At 64.1% G+C, this 19,983-nt stretch carries 16 protein-coding genes and 2 tRNA genes; 8 read left to right on the top strand and 10 right to left on the bottom strand.

All coding sequences use genetic code 11. The features are described 5' to 3' along the window. Positions 1–112 precede the first annotated feature (112 nt). Complete coding sequence (locus G9408_RS04940; protein ID WP_168452926.1) at positions 113–988, top strand: N-formylglutamate amidohydrolase; 876 nt, start codon at positions 113–115, stop codon at positions 986–988. A gap of 182 nt (positions 989–1,170) precedes the next feature. Here G9408_RS04940 and G9408_RS04935 read toward each other — a convergent pair. Continuing rightward, a tRNA-Pro gene (locus G9408_RS04935) sits at positions 1,171–1,247 on the bottom strand. Between the two features lie 107 nt (positions 1,248–1,354). Further along, on the bottom strand, positions 1,355–1,783 hold the full coding sequence (locus tag G9408_RS04930; RefSeq protein ID WP_168452925.1) for a JAB domain-containing protein: 429 nt from the start codon (positions 1,781–1,783) through the stop codon (positions 1,355–1,357). Positions 1,784–1,924: 141 nt separating this feature from the next. On the opposite strand from G9408_RS04930, the gene thyA reads away from it, so the two are divergent. From thyA to G9408_RS04910, 4 genes are all read left to right on the top strand, one after another. Continuing rightward, the gene (gene thyA, locus G9408_RS04925; RefSeq protein WP_210423181.1) at positions 1,925–2,860 is read left to right on the top strand and encodes a thymidylate synthase; all 936 of its coding nucleotides are present in this window, start codon (positions 1,925–1,927) and stop codon (positions 2,858–2,860) included. A 93-nt stretch (positions 2,861–2,953) separates the two neighbouring features. Beyond that, positions 2,954–4,249 (top strand): thiamine pyrophosphate-dependent enzyme, encoded by a 1,296-nt coding sequence (locus G9408_RS04920; RefSeq protein WP_168452924.1) that lies wholly within the window; start codon positions 2,954–2,956, stop codon positions 4,247–4,249. A 32-nt stretch (positions 4,250–4,281) separates the two neighbouring features. Then, a complete protein-coding gene (locus tag G9408_RS04915) occupies positions 4,282–5,286 on the top strand; it encodes an alpha-ketoacid dehydrogenase subunit beta (protein WP_137870054.1) in 1,005 nt (334 codons plus the stop codon). A gap of 5 nt (positions 5,287–5,291) precedes the next feature. Then, positions 5,292–6,590, top strand: a complete 1,299-nt coding sequence (locus G9408_RS04910) for a dihydrolipoamide acetyltransferase family protein (RefSeq protein WP_168452923.1) — start codon at positions 5,292–5,294, stop codon at positions 6,588–6,590. Between the two features lie 108 nt (positions 6,591–6,698). On the opposite strand, the gene G9408_RS04905 is transcribed toward G9408_RS04910, so the two are convergent. From G9408_RS04905 to G9408_RS04890, 4 genes are all read right to left on the bottom strand, one after another. Next, a complete protein-coding gene (locus tag G9408_RS04905; RefSeq protein WP_168452922.1) occupies positions 6,699–11,852 on the bottom strand; it encodes a DUF11 domain-containing protein in 5,154 nt (1,717 codons plus the stop codon). Positions 11,853–11,919: 67 nt separating this feature from the next. Then, a complete protein-coding gene (locus G9408_RS04900) occupies positions 11,920–12,996 on the bottom strand; it encodes a DUF11 domain-containing protein (RefSeq protein ID WP_168452921.1) in 1,077 nt (358 codons plus the stop codon). 73 nt (positions 12,997–13,069) lie between these two features. Then, positions 13,070–13,534: a hypothetical protein gene (locus G9408_RS04895; RefSeq protein ID WP_235957471.1), complete on the bottom strand. Its 465-nt coding sequence runs from the start codon at positions 13,532–13,534 to the stop codon at positions 13,070–13,072. Positions 13,535–13,545: 11 nt separating this feature from the next. After that, entirely contained in the window at positions 13,546–14,547 is a 1,002-nt protein-coding gene (locus G9408_RS04890) for a DUF11 domain-containing protein (RefSeq protein WP_168452919.1), read from the bottom strand. 198 nt (positions 14,548–14,745) lie between these two features. On the opposite strand from G9408_RS04890, the gene G9408_RS04885 reads away from it, so the two are divergent. Together G9408_RS04885 and G9408_RS04880 are read left to right on the top strand one after the other, a co-directional pair. After that, positions 14,746–15,942, top strand: coding sequence for an AI-2E family transporter (locus G9408_RS04885; protein ID WP_168452918.1), 1,197 nt, complete (start codon positions 14,746–14,748; stop codon positions 15,940–15,942). A gap of 43 nt (positions 15,943–15,985) precedes the next feature. Further along, positions 15,986–16,062: transfer RNA gene (locus tag G9408_RS04880), tRNA-Asp, on the top strand. Positions 16,063–16,140: 78 nt separating this feature from the next. Here the strand turns inward: G9408_RS04880 and G9408_RS04875 are convergent. The 4 genes from G9408_RS04875 to G9408_RS04860 all read right to left on the bottom strand — a co-directional run bounded on the left by G9408_RS04875 (position 16,141) and on the right by G9408_RS04860 (position 17,832). Then, entirely contained in the window at positions 16,141–16,371 is a 231-nt protein-coding gene (locus tag G9408_RS04875) for a DUF2842 domain-containing protein (protein ID WP_328804386.1), read from the bottom strand. After that, positions 16,368–16,961 (bottom strand): 5-formyltetrahydrofolate cyclo-ligase, encoded by a 594-nt coding sequence (locus G9408_RS04870; RefSeq protein WP_168452917.1) that lies wholly within the window; start codon positions 16,959–16,961, stop codon positions 16,368–16,370. Before G9408_RS04870 ends, G9408_RS04875 begins: the two co-directional genes overlap by 4 nt. 231 nt (positions 16,962–17,192) lie before the next feature. After that, complete coding sequence (locus G9408_RS04865) at positions 17,193–17,633, bottom strand: cell division protein ZapA (protein WP_120216120.1); 441 nt, start codon at positions 17,631–17,633, stop codon at positions 17,193–17,195. Next, a complete protein-coding gene (locus G9408_RS04860) occupies positions 17,626–17,832 on the bottom strand; it encodes a hypothetical protein (RefSeq protein ID WP_120216121.1) in 207 nt (68 codons plus the stop codon). Before G9408_RS04860 ends, G9408_RS04865 begins: the two co-directional genes overlap by 8 nt. Before the next feature lie 168 nt (positions 17,833–18,000). Between G9408_RS04860 and tkt the strand changes: the two genes are divergently transcribed. Next, positions 18,001–19,968, top strand: a complete 1,968-nt coding sequence (gene tkt, locus G9408_RS04855) for a transketolase (RefSeq protein ID WP_168452916.1) — start codon at positions 18,001–18,003, stop codon at positions 19,966–19,968. The last annotated feature ends 15 nt before the right edge of the window (positions 19,969–19,983 follow it).

Below are 19,983 nucleotides of genomic sequence, written 5' to 3'. Positions count from 1 at the left end.
GCCGGTTCCGGTCGACCCTATCCTTAATTCCACGTCTGCCATAGCGGCAGAGATTTAACAAATTGACTTGGCGACGCTGGATTCGTCGCGCTTTTTTTGCCACCCATGGTCCATGCTCTCCCGCGCTCCCCCGTCGACCGCCATCGCCGTCGACCGCCCTTCGGCCATCGGTCCGGTGGTCGTTTCGGTGCCGCACGCGGGACGGATATATCCTCCCGAAATCCTGGCAGCGGCGCGCGTCGGGAAGGGCGATCTGGAGCGACTGGAAGATAGTTGGTGCGACTTGATCGCGCGCGGAGCCGTCGATGCCGGCGCGACGATCGTCCACGGTCTGTGGGCGCGCGCCGTCGCCGACTGCAATCGCGGCGAGGGGCAGATGGCGCCGGGCGAAGTCGCGATGCCGCTACGCGCGCAATTTTCGGCCCCGGGGCGCAAGGAGCGCGCCGGCCTTGGCGTCGTCCCGACGCGGCTGGCCGATTGCGGGCCGCTCTGGAAACTGCCGATCGATCAGGCGGCGCTGCAATGGCGGCTCGATTCCTTTCACCGACCCTATCATGCCGCACTCGCGGCAGCTTTGGCGGCGGCGCGTGAGCGGTTCGGCTACGCCATCCTGTTCGATCTGCACTCGATGCCGTCGATTCCGATTGGCCAACCGGGCCATGGCGCGCGGATCGTCGTCGGCGATCATTTCGGGGTGACGTCGGCGGGGTGGCTGGTTGACCTGGTGCTGGAGGCAGCCGAACGCCTGGGCGAGCCGGTGTCGCGCAACCAGCCCTATGCGGGCGGACATATCATCCGCACGCATGGCAATCCGGGACACGCGGTCCACGCGGTGCAGATCGAGATCGACCGGCGCCTGTATCTGACGCCTGACCGTGCGCCCGATGCCCCGCGAATTGCGACAATCGCGCAATGGTTTGCCGACCTGGTAGGCGCGGCGGCGCGCGCACGTCCGATGCCCGACGCCAATATTCAGGCCGCTGAATAAAAAACCACCCCGTACCGAAGTACGAGGTGGCCAGGGTCCAGGGAGGACGCGCCACGCCAAAGCTGGCGGGACGCTGGCCGCGGTGGAAAGGGGGAAAACCACGGCGGCGTAGAACAAATCTAGGGTGCTGTGCGCCGATTTACAAGAAGCGACGGTGCAGAATCTGCAATATGCGAAGAAATTGGTCGGGGAGAGAGGATTCGAACCTCCGGCCCCTGCCTCCCGAAGACAGTGCTCTACCAGGCTGAGCTACTCCCCGACCGATCTGCGCGCCGACCGGGGTCGCCGCGAAGGCAGGGCGGTCCTCTAGACGCGCAATCGGCGAACTTCAAGCGCCAATCGGCACATTGATCTGGATTGCCGCAACTAGAGCATTTCGGCACTTCGAAAACTGAAATGCCCGTCCGCAACGAATATCAGATGATCGACCAGCTCGATGTCCATGGTGCGCAGAAAATGCGCCGTTTCCTGTGTCGTCCGCGTGTCGGCGGCGCTCGGGCGGGGATCGCCCGACGGGTGGTTGTGCGCCATGATCACCGCGACGACCCCGCTGCTGATCAGGCCGCGCCAGCAGCGCGGCGGGATGATGCAGCGGATGGCGTTGTCGCCACCGGTGCGTTCGACGCGAACGAGCCGGTCAAACACGTCAAACCCAGCCAACAGCAGCGTTTCGCGGTCAGCGGCAAAATGCGGGCGCAAAAGATGCCGCGCGATGTCGTCTTCGGCATCGCAAGCGACATAGCCCGCCATTTCCGATGGAACGGCGGGCGGGTCGATGGGGGCGAGCAGGGTCATGGAATATGCCATGTGCGTCGCGCGCGCGCGCGCCAATCGACGACTGCGCCGCATTGGACCCTTTCTGCGCGCATCCCCGTTGCGCCCTTGTCCGCATGGCGCGCGCGGCCTAGCAAAGAGCGACCAAAACGGGAGCGAGTCTTGGCCGAGTCCATCCATTATGAACTGCAATATCTCGACCTGATGCGCCGCATCTGGGTCGAAGGCGACGAGCGGGTCGATCGAACCGGAGTCGGAACGCGGTCGCTGTTCGGCGAAACGATGCGATTCTCGCTGAAGGACGACGCAATTCCTTTGCTGACGACCAAGCGCGTCTATTGGAAAACGGCGCTGCGCGAGCTGTTGTGGTTCCTGACCGGCGATACCAATATCCGTTCGCTCGTCTCGCAAGGCGTCAAGATCTGGACCGACTGGCCGCTCGAAAAATATCGCAAGACGACGGGCGAGGCGATCAGCGCCGAGGAATTCGAGGCGCGGATCATCGCCGATGACGACTTTGCCGCGCAATGGGGCGATCTTGGTCCCGTTTATGGCCATCAATGGGTCAACTGGCCGCGCTACGAGCCTGCGGGCGAGGGTCTGTTCCGCCGCACAAGCCAGGGGCACAACCAGATTGCGGCGCTGATCGACGGGCTGCGGAACAATCCGGGGTCGCGTCGGCATATTTTCACCGGCTGGAATGTCGCCGATCTCGACCGCATGGCGTTGCCGCCGTGCCATATGACCTATCAGTTCCACGTGCGCAGCGACGGCGGGCTGTCGTGCCTGTTGTTCCAGCGTTCGTGCGATCTGGGGCTTGGTTTTGCGTTCAATATATTCGAGGCCGCGCTGCTGACCCGCATGGTTGCCGACCAGTGCGGCCTGCACGCGCATGAACTGGTGTGGACCGGGGGTGACGTGCATCTCTATCTCAACCACGCCGAACTGGTCGAACAGCAAATGGGGCGCACCCCGGCGGGCGCGCCAAAGCTTCGGATCTTGCGCCGTGCTGACAGCATTTTTGACTATAACTTCGATGACTTCGCGGTCGAAGCTTATACGCCGCAGGCACATATTTCGGCACCGGTAGCGGTGTGATCGCTAGCGTTGCATTCATATGGCGATCGAAATAATATGTCGCCACGCTGAAATATAACTAGGCGCTGATTCGCGCCGCAATGGGAAGACGATATGCCCGAAACGGACCGGCGCCCGGCGAGCAATCTGCAGCCGCTGTCGCTTCATATCCCCGAACCGCGCTATCGCCCGGGCGACACGCCTGATTTTGGCGATATTGTCGTTCCCGCGGTCGATGCGACGCCGCGTCCAGGCGAAGCGACGAAGCCCGATGCTATGCGCGACCTGTGCTACGGCCTCGTCCGTGTGCTCGATTTTGACGGGCAGGCCAAGGGCCAGTGGGATCCCAAGCTGAGCCCCGAGCGGCTGCGCACGATGCTGCGCTACATGATGCTGGTCCGCGCCTTCGACGACCGCATGTTCCGCGCCCAGCGGCAGGGCAAGACCAGCTTCTACATGAAATGCACCGGCGAAGAGGCGACATCGGTCGCCTCGACCATGGCGCTCGATCGCGGCGACATGTGCTTCCCCAGCTATCGCCAGCAGGGCATTTTGATCGCGCGCGACTATCCGCTGATCCAGATGATGAACCAGATTTATTCGAATCGCGGCGATCATCTGCTCGGACGCCAGCTGCCGATCATGTACTCGGCGCCCGAGCATGGGTTCTTCAGCGTGTCGGGTAACCTCGCGACGCAATATCCGCAGGCGGTGGGCTGGGCGATGGCGTCGGCTTCCAAGGGCGACAGCCGCATCGCGACGGTGTGGTGCGGCGAGGGGTCGTCGGCCGAGGGGGACTTCCACTCGGCATTGACCTTTGCGACGGTCTATAACGCGCCGGTCATTTTCAATGTCGTCAACAACCAGTGGGCGATCTCCAGCTTTTCGGGCTTTGCCGGCGGCGAGCGCACGACCTTTGCAGCGCGCGCCGTGGGTTACGGGATTGCCGGGCTGCGGGTCGATGGCAATGACCCGCTGGCGGTCTATGCCGCGACGCAATGGGCCGCGGATCGCGCCCGGACCAACAGCGGGCCGACGTTGATCGAGCATTTCACCTATCGCAGCGAAGGGCATAGCACGTCGGACGACCCGAGCGCCTATCGCCCCGCCGATGAAGCCTCGGCATGGCCGTTTGGCGATCCGATCGTGCGTTTGCGCCAGCATCTCGAAACGCTGGGCGAATGGGATGGCGAACGGCATGAGGCGCAGCGGGCTGAACTCGAAGATTTGGTAAAAACGACGCAGAAGCAATCGGAAAAGCTTGGTATTTTGGGGCATGGCATGCACCAACCGTTCGAGACGATGTTCCAGGACGTGTTCGAAGACATGCCCTGGCACCTGAAGGAACAATGCGCGCAGATGCTCGCCGAACAGGAAGCGAAGTTCGGCCCCGACTGGAAGCCCGAATGATGAGCGCCGACACGATGACTGCGACCAAGACCATGAACATGATCGAGGCGATCAACAGCGCGATGGACGTGATGCTCGAACGCGACAGCAATGTCGTTGTGATGGGCGAGGACGTCGGCTTTTTCGGCGGCGTGTTCCGCGCGACTGCGGGATTGCAGAAAAAACATGGGAAAACGCGCGTTTTCGATACCCCGATCAACGAATGCGGGATCATCGGGGTCGCGGTCGGCATGGGCGCCTATGGCCTGCGTCCGGTACCCGAGATCCAGTTTGCCGACTACATCTATCCCGGGCTCGACCAGTTGGTCAGCGAAGCGGCGCGGCTGCGCTATCGCTCCGCGGCAGATTTCATCTGTCCGATGACGGTTCGTACGCCATTCGGTGGCGGCATTTTCGGCGGCCAGACGCACAGCCAGTCGCCCGAATCGATCATGACGCATATTTGCGGCGTGAAAACCGTGATCCCCTCCAATCCCTACGACGCAAAAGGCCTGTTGATCGCGGCGATCGAGGACAATGACCCGGTCGTCTTCCTCGAACCCAAGCGCATCTATAACGGTCCGTTCAGCGGCTATTATGACCGCCCGGTCGAGCCATGGTCCAAACACGCGGCGAGCGCGGTGCCCGAGGGGCATTATCGGATCGAGCTTGGGAAGGCCGCGACGGTGCGCGAGGGCGAGGCGCTGACCGTGCTCGCCTATGGTACCATGGTCCACGTCGTGAAAACTATTGTGGAAGAATTGAAGGTCGATGCAGAAATCATTGATCTTAGGACGCTTCTTCCGCTCGATATCGACGCGATCGAGGCATCGGTGAAGAAGACCGGGCGCTGTCTGGTGATCCACGAAGCGACGCGCACCTCGGGTTTTGGCGCCGAACTGGCCGCGCTGGTACAGGAACGCTGCTTTTACCACCTCGAAGCGCCGGTCGAGCGCGTCACCGGCTTTGACACGCCCTATCCGCACAGCCTGGAATGGGCCTATTTCCCCGGTCCGGTCCGCATCGCGACCGCGCTGACCAAGATTTTGAAGGACTGACGCCAATGGCTCGCTATTCATTCCGCCTGCCCGACATTGGCGAAGGTATCGCCGAGGCCGAGATCGTTGCCTGGCACGTGCGTGTAGGCGAACGCGTCGAGGAAGACGCGCAGCTGGCCGACATGATGACCGACAAGGCGACCGTCGAGATGGAATCGCCGGTGTCAGGGATCGTCGTCGAGCTGGCCGGTGAGGTCGGCGACCTGATTGCGATCGGATCGACGCTGGCGGTTATCGAAACCGATGGCGACGGCGAAGTCGACGCGCCGCCGATGGACAAGGCGGTCGAAGCGCAGATCGAAGCCGAAACGCCGGGGATGGATTCCGAGCCTGAACCCAAGGTAACAGAGTTAACATCGGCCGCTGAGGCGCCGCATCCGGCCGAAAAGCCTTCCGAAACGCCGGCGGCTCCCGCGGCCCCGGCTGTCGCTGTCCACCACGACGCCAAAGTCCTTGCATCGCCCGCCGTTCGCGCCCGCGCGAAGTATCTGGGGATCGATCTGGGGCAGGTGCAGTGCGACGGCGACCGCATTCGCCACGCCGATCTCGACGCTTTCCTGCGCTATAGCAGCGGACAGGGCTATCACAGCCCCGGCGCCAGCCGTGCGCGCGCCGACGAGCCGATCAAGGTTATCGGCATGCGGCGCAAGATTGCCGAGAATATGGCGGCGTCGAAACGCGCTATCCCTCATTTCACCTATGTCGAGGAAATGGACGTCACCGCGCTGGAAGAAATGCGCGCCGATTTGAACGCCAATCGCGGCCAGCGGCCAAAGTTGACGATGTTACCTTTCCTGATTGTAGCGATTTGCCGCACGATTCCGCAGTTTCCGATGATCAACGCGCGCTATGACGATGAAGCGGGCGTGGTGACGCGCTACGGCGCGGTGCATCTGGGCATGGCGACGCAGACCGATGCGGGACTGATGGTCCCCGTGATCCGCGACGCGCAGGACAAGAATGTCTGGCAATTGGCGAGTGAAATCAGCCGATTGGCTGAGGCTGCGCGGACCGGAAAAGCGAAGGTTGACGAACTGTCGGGATCGACGCTGACGATCACTTCGCTGGGGCCACTCGGCGGTATTGCGACGACCCCGGTGATCAACCGGCCCGAGGTCGCGATTATCGGCCCGAACAAGATTGTCGAACGCCCGGTTTTCGACGGCGACGACATTCGCCGCGCGAAGCTGATGAACCTGTCGATCAGCTGCGACCACCGGGTCGTCGATGGCTGGGATGCCGCGAGCTATGTCCAGGCGCTGAAAAAGCTGGTTGAGACGCCGGTTTTGCTGTTCGCGGATTGATAAGCCTAACCAACAACCGTTTGTGTCGAGCGTAGTCGAGACACGCTGCGTTGGCGTGCGCCTTCACGTGTCTCGACTTCGCTCGACACGAACGGAGTGGGTGTAGGTTTAGAGCCCCAGCCCGGCAAAGCTTGTCTGGTCGAACTTCAGCTTGAACGTCACATAGGCGCCCGAGCGCGAATAGCGCGCGTCTTCGAAATCGCGGTCGTGGAAACCCGCGAAATTATAGCCGAAGGTGATGTTCGCATTCTTCATCGGCGCCAGCGTCACGGTCGGCCCGCCCGCCCAGTTAACAGTGTCAGCATCGGTGCCGACGCGCACGGTTCCCGACGCGCCGACGTCGACATGCTCGCCGAGGTTGAAGCGGAAATCGGCGCCGATCAGGTTCGACCACCCCTTGACGTCGTCAGCGCCGAACTTGTCGAAATTGTAGCGCGTGCCCCAGAAAAAGCCGAATTCGCCCTTTTCGTACCATGCGCGGCCCGCGCCGCGGCGGTTTTCGCGGTCGCCGAGCGGGGTCCAGTTGACCGACAGGCTGTTGAGCAGGCGGCGGCTGGTGGCGTCGCCGTCGATCGTCAGCGCGCCGCCGCCGATCGGGCCGGGCTGTCCCGCGATGGCGTCGCGGACCTTGTCCGAACGGAACTCGCTCTTGTTGAGCCACGAAATGGTGGAATTCGCGGGGCGGTGCGCCCAGCTCATCTCGAAATTGATAACCTCGGTCGTCGGGGTCGTGCCGCTCCCGCTGGCCTTCGCATAGGTGAACAGCGCACCGAGCGCACGGCCTTCGCCGAGCTGGCGGAGGCCGCCCAGCGTCAGCCCGTAGCGATTGGCGATCTCTCCATCGCGATATTCGGCGCGGCCCGTCAGCGTCCAGCGATCGGCGCGATAGGTGGCGCCGGTGCTGATCGCGAGGAAATCTTCGGTCAGCGTCCCGTTGTCACCAAGGAAACCGCCCGAAGCAACGGGTTGGTTGACATTGATAACATCGCTCGCCCGGATTCCGCCAAGGGTGCGATTGCCGTCGATCGACACATCGACCGACCAGCGCTCGCCGAGCTTCAGCGACTGCGACAGGCCATAAGCGGCAAAGCTGCGCGGGCCATATTCGCCGATCTGCTGCTGGTTCGCGGTGGCGAGCATGCGTGCGCCCGACCAAGGGGTCAGGTCGAAACCCAGCCGCGCGGTGCGCGCCTTGATGGTATCGCCGTCGGCGATTTCATAGCTGCCGACCAGATTGACGTCGCGATGGATCGCAAAGCGCGCACCGAGGCGGTGGCGGGTCGGGAAATCGATGCTCGCATCCTTGCCGCCCAGCGCGAATTCGGTCTGCGCGTCGAGTTCGAGGCGTTTTTCGAACAGTCGCTGCGTCGCGCCGAACTGGACGATGTTCGAGCGGTTGCGCGTGCCATCCGACAGCCGGTCGTCGGCGTGGGTCAATCCGGCACGCGCCACCGTCGTGCCATTGTCATATTCGGCCAGCGCCCGCGCGGCGCGGCGGCGCGCGCCGGTATCCAGATAATCTTCCTGCCAGGCGCTGCCGGTCAGCGACAGGGTGCGAGCGGCGCGCAGCCGGGCATCGACCCCGAATTTGCGTGTGCCATTCTCGCCGCGGTTGAGTTGGCCCGCGCCAAAGCCGCTCTCGCGCTCGCGGACGTACGCGAGGAAGTCTGCGTTGCTGCTGTGATGTTCGGCTTCGATCAGCCATGCCTTGGCGGTGCCGACCGCGGCATTGCCGCCATTAGCCGACTTGGCATCGCTGACCGCCAGTTCGGCGCGAACTTCGGTGTCGATATTCGGCCGATAGCGCGCGTCCACGCCGCCGAGGTCGGTTTTTGCGTTTCCGTCTTCGTCATGGATGAAGGTCGCGCCGACCCGCAGTTTTTCGTCATTCGACTGGTAGCTGACGCGCCCTCCGGCGTTGAGCACGCGCTGTCCGACGCCATCGACCTCATATTCGGCGACGATGAACTGCGGATCGAGATCCGACGAGCGGCTGAGCACCGGGCTGCGGAAGCGGATCGTGCCGGACAGATAGTCGATGTCATAATCGACGTGGCGCGTCATGCTGACACTGTCAACAATGCGCTCGCTGCGCAGGCGATCGCGCGTTTCAATGACGATGCGTTCGCTGTTGGGCAGGATATCGCGCGCCCCGAGCTGATACGGCCCGGTCAGGCCGTTGCCCTGGATTTCGTCGCGGCGGAACCGATAGGGGGTATCGGCGACGAACGCGGTCGCGGCAAAGTTCCTACCGCGATACTCGGCTTTGCCGCCGTTGAGCGCGCGCTGGTACCGTGCAAGTTCGGGTTCGGAAATGCCGGTCTCGATATCGCCGAACATCGCATAGAATTGCGGGCGCTCCAGGCGGAGGTAGAGCTTGCGCACCGACGCCGCATCGTAACGCGTCTCGTTGCGATCGGCATAGATGGTGTAATAGGCGCGCGGATCGATAACACCGCCGAAGCGTGCGTCGTCCTGCTCCTTGTCGCTGTCGTACGCCAGCGTCATCAGCCATTTGCCGCGCACGCGGCCCTTGGCATAGAGCGCGAGGCGCGCATCGGCGTTCAGATCGTCGAGCGTTTCCGCAACCGGTTCCATGCGATCGTCGAGCGTGTTGTAGCCGAGCGTCCCGGCGGCAAAGCCGACGACGGTCCACGGCCGATCGCCCGGATCGAGCCAGGTTTCGATCGTCTGCTTGCGCGTCACCTTGTCGTCGCGGAAGATGAAATCCATCGCCAGCGTTCCCGACGCGGTCGTCGGTTCGAGTTCGATATAGGCGATACCGTCGTCGCCATCGATTTTCCACAGCGGCTGGGCGCGCTCGAGCCCGGCGAGCTGGCGCGCCTGCTGCGCATCGGCCTCGACCGCCGGATAATAGGGGGCAGGGACGCTGAAATCACCCGTCAGCCCGGCGCGCACGGGCTTGCCGTCGCGATCGGTCAGCCGCACCGCGATCACCGGGCGCGTCACGCCGTCGGCGACCAGCACCGAGCGTTCGCGTACCAGACTGGCGCGCATCGGTGTGATCGAATAGTGAACATCGCGCTCCAGCGTCGTGATGATAACGCCGTTCACATCCTTGACCTCGGCGATCAGGCGGTTTTCGCCCTCGCGAATTTCGAGCCCGCGCCACAGACTGACCGCGATGGTGCCGTCGGCGGCCTTGCTGGTGCCTTCAAAGGTCAAAGGATCGGCGGCCTTGCCATTGACGCGCAGCGTGACCGTCTGACCCGGCACGTGCTTGATCGCGGCGCGGATCGCCTTTGAGCGCGGATTGTGATCGGTGGCGGGAAACAGCCATTCGATGCCCGGGGTTTGTCCAGCGAGCCAGTCGCGACCCGCCCCGGCCGCCTCCGGGTCGCTGAGGACGACCGGCGCCGCAACGGCCGAGGTTTTAGCCGCTGCGCGCGGCGCGCTGGCGACGGCGCGGAAATCGGCGCGCTTGAGCGCTCCGCCGCGGCCTTCGACAAAGCGCGAGATGGCGCTGCCCGCGCTTTGCGTCGAGCGTGCACAGTCGATCGGCGCGCGGTCGAGCGGCAGCGTCGACGGATCGATCTGGACGACGTGGAGGCCGGGGCGCACGCCTTCGAAGTGATAACGGCCATCTTCGTCGGTGACGGTGTAGCTGCCGTCCTGAAGCATCACGCGAACACCCGCGATGCCGTCGGCCTTGCGCGGATCGACCGTGCAACCGCCGTCGGTGATGCGCCCGATGATCGTCATCCGGTCGCCGAGCTGGTCGCGTTTGATCGAGATCGTCGCCTCGGCAATGTTGCTCGCTGCTCCGCGGTTATCGATGGCCGAGGCGCGGTTGAGCGCGTTGCCAGGCTGCGCCGAAACGATGACTTCGGCCAGATAGGTCAGCAAAACGGTCCGCGATGCGCCGATGCTGGGCACCACCACGCTGAATTCGCGGCCGTTGGCGGCAACATTGGCAGTGACGCGCACCCCGTCGATTCGCACGGTGTCGGGGCGCAGGCGCATGCCGGGCGGCAGGACGTCGTTGACCGTCACGGCGCCGGTGGTGCGCCGCGCGTCGCGGTTCGCGACCTCGATGCGGTACTGGATCACGTCGCCGGGCACCGCGACCTGCGTCGAGGTTGTCTTGCGCAGCACCAGCGGCAGGCCGGGCTGATCGACCGGAATATCGACGCGTACCGGGGCAGGGCTGTTCAGCGTGAAGGGATTGCCATAGCTGGCGCCGCTGATTTCGAATGGCAGACCATCGTCGGGACGGCGGAATCCAGCCAGATCGGCGGGATTCGAGGTCGACGGCGCGGTGAACGGCGACGGCGGCTGGACGATCAGGCGATAGCTTCCCGGTGCGACGAACGGGAAACGATAGTCGCCCGGCGGGAAATTATAGGTCGTGCCGCCCGAATCGGTGACACTCCGTCCCGTGATCACGCTGGAAGGGTAGGCGGAAATCCCGTCGTCGCCGAAAACCTGCGCGGGCTGACCCGTCGCGGCGTCGACGATGGTAACGCGGCTGCCCGGAACCGGCGCGCCGTCGCCGCTATCGAACACGATGCCGAAGGGATCGACGAGGAAGTTGATCGTCGCCAGCGCGACCAGGCTGGCGTTCGCCTGGTCGGTGACGCGCAGCGACAGCGCCGCGCCCGGATTGACCGACAGACGGCAGTCGCCCGGCGCGACGGCGGGCGGGACGCCGACCGTGTTGATAAACCCGACGAATTCGCCGCTGTTGTTGGCCGTTTCCGTCAGCGTAATCTGCTCACGGTCGCCATTTTCAAGCTCGAGCACGACGTCGAGCGTATCACGCGCCTGCGGATCGGCATTCGCCGATGCGAGCGTGACCCCGACGACGAGCATTTCGCCGGCGCGGAAATTGTCGGTGCTTTGCAGCGAGGCAGGGGCGGTCGAGATGCCCTCATAGACCCCGCTGAGCGGGATCGTGCTGCTGGTGCTGCCGAGGCTGGTGCTGCCGTTCGCGATGCCGCTGCTCAAGGCGTTGGCGATGGGGCCGCCGGCACGGCTGCACTGGGTCGGCGCCAGCGGCACCGATTTGTTGCCGCCGCCGTTGGTCAGGCGGTACGTGGTAATCGTCGGCCGTTCGGGCGGACGCGGCGCCACGGTGACGTCGACGCGGTTCGACAGCGCCTGACCGGGGTTCCCGTCATGCGTCCACTGCGCCGAAGCGGTGTTCGTGATCACCTGCGCTTCTGCCCGGGGAACCGCAGGCAGCAGGGCTGCCGCGACCAGGGAGGTCACAAGGCCGAAATATTTGGTTCCGAGTGCCATGACAGCCCCGAATGGAGCAGCGGGAGGCGGTTTTTGGGCCGCACCCGCTGCTCAATCGGTTCTCCGATCAGTTGACCGTCGCGCGGAAGACGAGCGTGCTCGTGGCGCCCGCTGCGATCGATGCGATCGTGCCCGACACGTTGGGCGCGGTGTAACTGCCGCCCGCGGTGCCGTTGAAATCGCACGTGCCGCTGGGAACGGTGCCCGTGTAGGTACCGCCGAGCAGGATCGAACTCGGAATGTAGGTCAGCTGGCCCGGCACGGCATCGTTGATGACCACCGAGCTGGCGGCCGCCGCGCCTGTATTGGCGACGGCGATACAATATTCGACAACTGCACCCGGGATCAGCTTCGGATTTGTCGTGCCGTTGAACGGATCCGAGATCACGCGGCTGCTCTTGGCGACCGCAAGCGTCGCCGTCTGCACCGTATAGTCGTCGTTGTCGCTGTGCGAACCGTCGCGCGCGGCGTCGCCGGTCACGCCCGCGATGTCGGCAAAGACCGTGTCCTTGCCCGCCGTATTGGCTCCGGTCGTCTCGGTGATCGCAGCGCCCTGGGTGCTCGCGGTACCGCCTTCGCGAGCGGTGGCGCGCAAGGTAACGCCGGCGACGGCGTTGTTGGCGAGCCCCGCCGGAATGTCGGCGACGACGAACAGGCGGATCGCGGTATCGACGACCAGTTCATCGACGAAACCGGTGAGCAGGGTATCGCCCACATCCCAGCTGCCGACCGTACCGGTGACCGTATTATCGCGGTAAATCCGTACGTTGGTGGCGTTGAACGTGTCCGTCCCACCGTGCGCCGCGGTGCCGCCGACGATCTGCGACGCGACGAGCGCGAAATCGAGCGTTTCGTTCGAGCTGTTCGTCAGCTGGAATGTCGTGACGGCGTTCGTCTGCCCCGGCACGACGTTGGTCGTGACCGTGCCGACTTCTTCGACGAGCAGGTTGATCTTGCGGTCGACGGTGAAATTGTTCGACGCCGATTGCTGGCCCTGCGCAACGCCACCGACCTGATAGTCGACGGTGGCGGTATTCGTGATCGTGGTACCCGCGGTCGTCCCGGCAGCAAGTGCCGGGGTGGCGGCGAGACTTGTGATCGCCGCCAGACCGATGATGCCCACGGTGTTCAGCTTGCTGGTCATAGCTGAGCTCCTTGGCTTTGGTCGATTGCCGTTTCCCCACCGCTGGCAATCATTAAGCGGTTATTTTAATTCACTATTTTACGACTCCTCGAAACATCAGCTTGCCGCTGGCACCCGCCGGAATGGGCTTTTGAAAGGCCCAGCGGATGTGCGTGACATCGTCCGGCTGCGCGGCGCGGCGGGTGCCGTCGGCCATCGTCACCGTGAGTTGATCGAGCTGGCCCCAGCCCCGACCGCCATCGATCGAGACGAGCGGCCTGCTGTCGCCCGCATCGGCAAAGCGAACGGCCGCGGGCAGGGGGTTGGTGATGACAAATTTGTCGGCGGGCTGAGCGCCCGCGTTGCGATAATTGAGCACGAACACCAGCCGATCGCCGGGAACGACGACCTTTGGTTCTTCGAGCAAGATCCGCTGCTTACCTTGCGCGTCGGTGCTGACGCGCTCGACAAACACGTCGTTGGCGAGTGCCACCTGGTTGGCGGCAAGCGCCTGACCCGGCAAAAGCGCCGCGAAAAGCAGGAAAAGGGCGGTGCGCATGCGCATCTCCATCAATCGATCGTGGTACGGAAGGTGACGGTGCGGGTCTGGCCCCCGGCAACCGTGCCAAGTGCGACGTTGATCCGCGTGCCATTATAGTCGCCCGCGTCGGCATCGACCGCGTCGGACTGCGCGACGCCGCCAAGCGTGATCGAGCCCGCGACATAGCTGGTGTCAGCGGGGATATTGTCGGTGATCGCCAGCCCGCTGACCGAGCCGCTGCCCGCGACGGTCGCAACGATCGTGTAGGTGATGGTGGCGCCCGGAATCGGGTCTGCGGTGCCGAGCGTGTTGGTCACGACGGCCGATTTCACCAGCGTGACGGTCGCGGCCGACACGATGAACGCGCCCGCGTCGGTGCCATCGGCGCCGGTCGAGCCGACGACGGCGTCGCCGCCGCCTTCGCCCATGCCGGCAAAGCTGTCGCCCGGATCGCCGGTGCCGGTTACCGCGGCCGCAACCAGGCTGACGATCCCGCGGTTGCCGTCGACGACGGTGCCCGGCGTGGTCGCGACGACAAACACCGTCACGCTTTCGTCGGGATCGAGCTCAGGTTCGTTGGCACCGGGCGTATAAAGCGTGTCGGTGCCTGCGTCGAACACGCCGTCGCCATTGTCGATGTAGATTTGGGTGACGACCGGGTCGTAATTGTCCCCGCCAGCGTTGGCGATCGTGCTCAGCACGAAATTTTCGACGCCATTGCCGTTATTGGTGACCGAAAAGGTCAGGACCTGTCCGGTCGCGCCCGGGGTGGTCGGCACATCCGCCGGATTGCTCGAATCGACGGTGACGTCGAGCAATTCATCGACGAGCAGGTCGACTTGGTTCGAATTGATCGTCGTCGAACCGCCGCCTGTGTCAAAGCTGGCCGAGGCGGTGTTGCTGATCGTCGAGCCGGCACGCGTTCCGGCGGCTTGCGCCTGCATTGGCAGCGCGAGCGCGGCCAGCAGGGCGATGGCTGAACAAGAGGGTAGAAGCTGATGCTTCGCGCCCCCCACAGGCGCTTTCATCATCACTTTGACTCCGAAGTGGTTGGTCCTTGGAGCCCTCAGTCGACGAAAAAGGGTAATTTACGGTTAAAAAGCAGCGAGAAAGACGCGTTCTGCCCCAGAAGGAGACAGGTGCCCGGCGCGATTCGTCGCAAAACGGGGCGGCTGGCGCAAAATGCAAAGCACGCGTAAGAAGAGGCGGTTAACGCAAGGAGGCATGGGGTGGCGGACGATCGGGGGAGCAGAGACGCGCGCCCGCGTTCGAACCCTCTCCATCAAATCGAGATCGATGATTTTCGCCGCGATCGGCTGCTCGCGGCGCTTACGCTGATCTTTGGCGCGAGCTTCTGCCTGGGGTTGCCCTTTGCCCTGCAGCACGGCGCAGAGTTTTTTCTGCCACTGACCGCTGCGATCGTGATCGCGATCGCGTTGGTGCCGTTGCTCGAATGGCTCGAGCGGCGCGGCGTTCCGTCGGCGCTGGCGGCGTTTCTTTCGCTCACCGGGTTTCTGATGCTGATCAATGCCGCGCTGGCGATCATCGTCGTGCCCGCGACGGGCTGGTTTGCGCGGCTGCCCGATTCGATCCCGCGGATCCAGAGCAACCTGGCGCCGCTGATCGATTTTTATTCGACGCTGCAAAGGTTTGTCGATCGCACATTGTTGTCGATGGCGAGCGGGAGCGAGGCGACGGCGCAGGCGGTGGCAGCGACAGCGCCAACGTCGGTCGTCGACTATTTCATCTCGGCGGCGCCATCAGCGGCGATCCAATTGTTCTTTGCCGTGCTGGTCATCTTTTTCTTTCTGTCGGGATGGACGCGCCTCCGCAAAGGTACGATCCGGCGCCGTGGCAGCTTCGATGGCGCGATGCAGACGGCGCGGGTGATCCAGAATGTTGTTGATGCCACCGCCGACTATCTCGCCACGATCACCTTGATCAACGCAATCCTGGGACTGTCGGTCGCGCTGCTATTGTGGGCGCTTGGCATGCCGTCGCCCTTCATGTGGGGCGGCATCGTCTCGCTATGCAATTTCGTGCCCTATGTCGGCCCGATTGTGGCGGCGATCCTGCTGGGACTGGGTGGGTTGATGACCTTTGATGCGGTCGGGCTGGCGTTGCTGCCCGCGCTTTTGTTCATCGGTGTCCACACTGTGGAGGCGAATCTGATCACGCCGTTGGTGCTCGGCAAGCGGCTGACAATCAATCCCTTGCTGATTCTGGTGTCGCTCAGCTTCTGGGGCTGGGTGTGGGGCGCGCCCGGAGCGCTGCTCGCGGTGCCGCTGCTGCTGATTTTGCAAACGGTGTTGCAATCGACCGGGACGCCCGATCTCGCGGGATTCCTGTTCGAACGCGGCACGTTGACGACGGTCGACGAGATGCGCGATCGATTAAATCGAAGCCAATTCGAAAGGGATGGTTGACAGGTCGGGGCGAGCGCCATATTGGCGCGGCTCCCAAGCGCACGCGGGTGTAGCTCAGTTGGTTAGAGTGCCGGCCTGTCACGCCGGAGGTCGCGGGTTCGAGCCCCGTCACTCGCGCCATTCCTTGTCTTTCGGGACGGAATGGCCACCGCAGCTTGGAACTATTCCATCACCGGAAATCTGGAAATGGCGCGGCTGTCAGTCGCGCCATCTCCCCAATTCCATCCATCGCAGCAGCGGCTTGAGCGGCAGGATCCAGACGATCCCGGCGACCAGATAGAAAATCGCCTGGACCAGCACCGGCCAGGCGCCGATCCATGGCGACAGGCTGGCGACGATCGCGGTCCAGCCGCCGATCAGCGCGAGGATCAGGAACATGCCCGCGGGCTTGCGCCAGCTTGGCTGGGGGTTGGCCGGATCCTCACTCACAAACGATCTCCGCAAAGGATGAATTCCTGTTCGGTCAATATCGCGTCGAGCGCGACGTCGGTCGATTCGCGCGGCGTAGCGTCGATTTCCTGCACCGACCAGCCGATACCGATCCGCAGCGCATCGGGATGCGCGGCGAAATAGCGATCATAATGACCGCCGCCCTGGCCGATGCGGCCGCCTTGGCGGTCGAAACCGACCAGCGGGCAAAAAATGAGGTCGGGTTCCACGCGCGGCGCATCATCGGCGGGCTGCCGCGTTCCCCACGGCCCCTTTTCCAGCGCTTCATCGGGCTGCCAGCGCCGAAAATCCATCGTATCGACGCGCGCGGCGTGGTGCGGCAGCGCGAGCGCGCCCGCCGCCGCGAGCTCGCCGAACATCGGCAGGATGTCGGGTTCGTCGCCCCACGCGGCATAGGCGCCAACAATGGCATGGCGGGCGAGCAGGTCCGAAAGCGATGCGGGTAGCGCGCGAAACGCCGCAAACTGCGCCATCCCGTCGAGATTCGCGGCGAAATGCTTGCGGCGAAACCGCAGCTTTTCGCGCAGCCTCTGTTTCTGCTGGACCAGATCGGCGGACCAATGGCTCATCGCGCCCTCCGGCTTCGGATACGCCCGTTTAAGGGTCGGTTGGCGGGACCGCCGAGGTCGTTTGCTGGAAGATCCTCTGACGCCAGTAACGTCAGGTGGGGACCATGTACGTCGGACCAGGGTCCGGGCAGGGACAGCCCCCTAGGATGATGTATCGCCTCAGGGATTTTCGCAAAAGCTCGTGCCGGGCAGTACCCGCCGTCCCTTATGTAGGGGGGCGAGTGCCTGCGCTCAAGAGATTTGCTCGACTTTCGTCGCCAAAGCCTCGATCCGATCGGCGATCTGCAGCAGGGCGCGATCATGGGCCGGCTTCGCGGACGCCGCCGCCGGGGCCGAGCGCAACGCTTCCAGTTCTTTGAGCGCCGCCTGTTCGCGCGTCACCGCGGCGCGCAGTTCGTCGCGCGCCGCGGCCTCGCGGCTTTCGGCCAGCGCGACCGCCGCGCGCAGCGAATCGGACTGCGGCTCGGCCTTGTCGGCCTTGCCCCTGGCTTCCTGGGCATCGTCGGCGAGCATCAGCGCGGCGAACAGGAGCTGACGAACTTCGGTTCCGCCCTGAATTCCGCGGGCCTTTTCATCGACGACGGCGGCGAGCTGGAGCAGCTGCGCTTCCTCTCCGTCGGCGCAATGAACGTCGTAGGGACGTCCGGCGATCATCAGCTTGACATCAGCCACGGTCGGCCTCCGCAATCAATCGGTCGAGTTCGCCGATCACCGCGGCGACTTCGGCCCGGAGCGCCGACTGGTCGGCTGCCGGGGCCGCTGAAGCGGATGGCGGCTGCTTTGGCGGATTGGCCAGCGCCTTTTCAATGCGACTGAGCGCGCGTTCGATGCGGCCGATGGCCAGGCTGGATTCGTCGAGGTCGAGTTCCATGCGCGATGGGTAGCAGCGCGGGCAGGGGGGTGCAATTGCCCTGTCGGTCCAAAATGCGCCGATTTTCCGTTCGCAGCGGTTGACTCCTGACCCCGCCGCCGCAAAGGGCTGTGCGCATCCAGTCGGGCCGTAGCGTCCGGCGCCTGCCCAGCCATTTCCGGGGGACAAATGACACTGCCCGAACGTCAGCTCGCCAATGCGATCCGCGCGCTTGCGATGGACGCTGTTCAGGCCGCAAACAGCGGCCATCCGGGGATGCCGATGGGCATGGCCGACGTCGCGACGGTGCTCTATTCGGACTATCTGAAATTCGATCCCAGCGACCCCAAATGGGCCGATCGCGACCGATTCGTGCTGTCGGCGGGGCATGGTTCGATGCTCGCCTATGCGACGCTGCACCTCGCGGGCTATGCGCGGCCGACGATCGACGACATCCGCAATTTCCGCCAGCTGCACAGCCCGTGCGCGGGGCATCCCGAAAATTTCGAGCTCGAGGGCGTCGAAACGACGACCGGCCCGCTGGGGCAGGGGCTTGCGACCGCGGTCGGCATGGCGATCGCCGAGCGTCACCTCAACAGCCTCTATGGTGACGATCTGGTCGACCACCGTACCTGGGTGATCGCGGGTGACGGCTGCCTGATGGAAGGCATCAATCACGAAGCCATTGGTCTGGCAGGTCATTTGCAACTCGGTCGGATGACCGTGCTGTGGGATGACAACAAGATCACGATCGACGGGGCGACCGATCTGTCGACGAGCGAGGATATTGCGGCGCGCTATGCTGCGACCGGCTGGCATGTCGAAAGCTGCGACGGGCATGATCCCGCCGACATTCGCCGCGCGATCGATGCGGCGCTCGCCGATCCGCGGCCGTCGCTGATCGCATGCCGCACGATCATCGGCTTCGGTGCGCCTAACAAGCAAGGCACGTCGGCAACGCACGGTGCGCCGCTGGGTGCCGACGAGATTGCCGCGGCGCGCAGCGAACTCGGCTGGACCGCCGAACCTTTCGATATTCCGGCCGACATAGCGGCGGCGTGGGCAGCCTTTGGCAAAAAGGGCAAGGTTCTTCATGCCGAATGGAATGACCGACTTGCAAACAACGAAAAGAAAAAGGAATTTGAAGATCGCCTGAGCGGCAAGTTCGTTCCGGGCGATGCCTTCAAGGCCTATCTCGATGGGCTGGTGGCCGAGCCGCCGAAGGTCGCGACGCGCAAGGCTTCGGAGAACACGCTGAGCGCGCTGACTGCCGATATTGCCGCACTCGTCGGCGGTAGCGCCGATCTGACGGGTTCGAACAATACCAAAACGTCGTCGACCAAGCCGCTGACGAAGAATGATTATTCGGGGCGCTACATCTATTACGGCATCCGCGAGTTCGGCATGGCGGCAGCGATGAACGGCATGGCGCTGCATGGCGGTATCGTTCCTTATGGTGGCACCTTCCTCGTCTTCGCCGATTATTGCCGCGCCGCGATCCGGCTGTCGGCGCTCCAGCAGCAGCGCGTGGTCTATGTGATGACGCACGACAGCATCGGGCTCGGCGAGGACGGCCCGACGCACCAGCCGATCGAGCATCTCCAGTCGCTGCGCGCGACGCCGAACCTGCTGGTGATGCGCCCCGCCGACGCGGTCGAGACCGCCGAGTGCTGGGCGCTGGCGCTGGCGCAGGAAAGCCGCCCGTCGTTGCTCGCGCTGACGCGTCAGAACCTCCCGCCGCTGCGTCATGACGTCACGGAAAATCTTTGCGCGAAAGGTGGTTACCGCCTGCGCGAAGCCAGCGCCGACCGCAAGGTCGTACTTGTCGCGACCGGCTCCGAAGTCTCGCTTGCGGTCGAGATCGCGGACAAGCTGGAGGCCGCGGGCCATGGCGCCGACGTTGTCTCGATGGTCTCGACCGAATTGTTCGACGAACAGGACGGCGCCTATCAGGATGCGATCCTGCCGCGCGACGCGCTGATCGTCTCGATCGAGGCGGGCGCGACCTTTGGCTGGGAACGCTACACCGGCCGCGACGGCCTCCGCTTTGGTATCGACAGCTTCGGTGCCTCGGCACCGATTGACGACCTGTACAAGCATTTCGGCCTGACCGCCGATGCGATCACCCCCCAGATACTGGCAAAGCTCGGCGCCTAACGACCGGGCTTCCAT

Source organism: Sphingopyxis microcysteis (genome assembly GCF_012274265.1).
Taxonomy (GTDB): Bacteria; Pseudomonadota; Alphaproteobacteria; order Sphingomonadales; family Sphingomonadaceae; genus Sphingopyxis; species Sphingopyxis microcysteis.
This window is presented reverse-complemented; position numbering and strand designations above follow the sequence as displayed.

Bases quoted from the DNA above. Each gene is read 5' to 3' on its own strand.
- G9408_RS04900 (WP_168452921.1), bottom strand. From the start codon at position 12,996: ATGACCAGCAAGCTGAACACCGTGGGCATCATCGGTCTGGCGGCGATC.
- G9408_RS04870 (WP_168452917.1), bottom strand. From the start codon at position 16,961: ATGAGCCATTGGTCCGCCGATCTGGTCCAGCAGAAACAGAGGCTGCGC.
- G9408_RS04910 (WP_168452923.1), top strand. From the start codon at position 5,292: ATGGCTCGCTATTCATTCCGCCTGCCCGACATTGGCGAAGGTATCGCC.
- G9408_RS04920 (WP_168452924.1), top strand. From the start codon at position 2,954: ATGCCCGAAACGGACCGGCGCCCGGCGAGCAATCTGCAGCCGCTGTCG.
- G9408_RS04930 (WP_168452925.1), bottom strand. From the start codon at position 1,783: ATGACCCTGCTCGCCCCCATCGACCCGCCCGCCGTTCCATCGGAAATG.
- G9408_RS04940 (WP_168452926.1), top strand. From the start codon at position 113: ATGCTCTCCCGCGCTCCCCCGTCGACCGCCATCGCCGTCGACCGCCCT.
- G9408_RS04890 (WP_168452919.1), bottom strand. From the start codon at position 14,547: ATGATGAAAGCGCCTGTGGGGGGCGCGAAGCATCAGCTTCTACCCTCT.
- G9408_RS04905 (WP_168452922.1), bottom strand. From the start codon at position 11,852: ATGGCACTCGGAACCAAATATTTCGGCCTTGTGACCTCCCTGGTCGCG.
- tkt (WP_168452916.1), top strand. From the start codon at position 18,001: ATGACACTGCCCGAACGTCAGCTCGCCAATGCGATCCGCGCGCTTGCG.
- G9408_RS04895 (WP_235957471.1), bottom strand. From the start codon at position 13,534: ATGCGCACCGCCCTTTTCCTGCTTTTCGCGGCGCTTTTGCCGGGTCAG.
- G9408_RS04860 (WP_120216121.1), bottom strand. From the start codon at position 17,832: ATGGAACTCGACCTCGACGAATCCAGCCTGGCCATCGGCCGCATCGAA.
- G9408_RS04915 (WP_137870054.1), top strand. From the start codon at position 4,282: ATGAACATGATCGAGGCGATCAACAGCGCGATGGACGTGATGCTCGAA.